Source organism: Microtetraspora sp. AC03309, assembly GCF_020826795.1.
Taxonomy (GTDB): Bacteria; Actinomycetota; Actinomycetes; order Streptosporangiales; family Streptosporangiaceae; genus Microtetraspora; species Microtetraspora glauca.
Window position 1 is genome coordinate 1 of record NZ_JADDIL010000326.1, and the last position, 671, is coordinate 671.

General features: G+C 60.2%; 1 pseudogene. It reads right to left on the reverse strand.

The features are described from left to right. Positions 1-531, reverse strand: a pseudogene (locus tag IMZ11_RS43125) (hypothetical protein); the annotation flags it as partial. Between the last annotated feature and the right edge of the window lie 140 nt (positions 532-671).

Sequence of the window (671 nt, forward strand, 5' to 3'; positions counted from 1 at the left end):
GAAGCCGTCGATGTAAGGAAAGCCAAGTTCGTCGAGAGCTCGCTCAATCACGAGGTCATAGTTGGTCGTGAAGATCCGGGGGCGCGGAAGGTTCGACCGTCGGCTGCGGACGATCCGCGACAGAAAGGTCCGATGCGCACGCAGCGGATCCGAATTAAACGGCGGCTCCAATGCCGCAGTCTCGGTAGGCAAGCGACACGCATCTGCCAGGGCCCGGTTGATGCTGCGGCGCAAACTCTCGACTTGTTCGTTCGGGTAGGTCTTGGCATCGCCTCCTGCGCCGAGTGCCACCGAGTCCTGACCGGCTTGCCTCGCAAGAGAAGCAGCGAGTTGCAGCCCGTTGAGCAGCTGCTCGAGGTCTCCGTTGTCTGATGGATTAATGACGTTGAGAAGCTCAGTGTCGGTGGCACTTACTACACCGCCAGCGCCGGTGATTAGGTCCAGGACCTTCTGATTCCTGAGGTTGCGAGTCTGGGGTGAGCCGAGGTGGAATGAGGCTCCAGATCCCATCAGCACGACAAGGTTCTTCACCTGCAAGAGGGAACTTAGGTGTTCGCGCACAACGTGTGCATCGGTTGTGGTGATCAACTGTTTGACGACGCCGCCGACCAAGAAGAGCCCCCGCAGAGGTGCAACTGCCTCTCCGGGGCCTTGGGGGGTCGGCTCGCCAT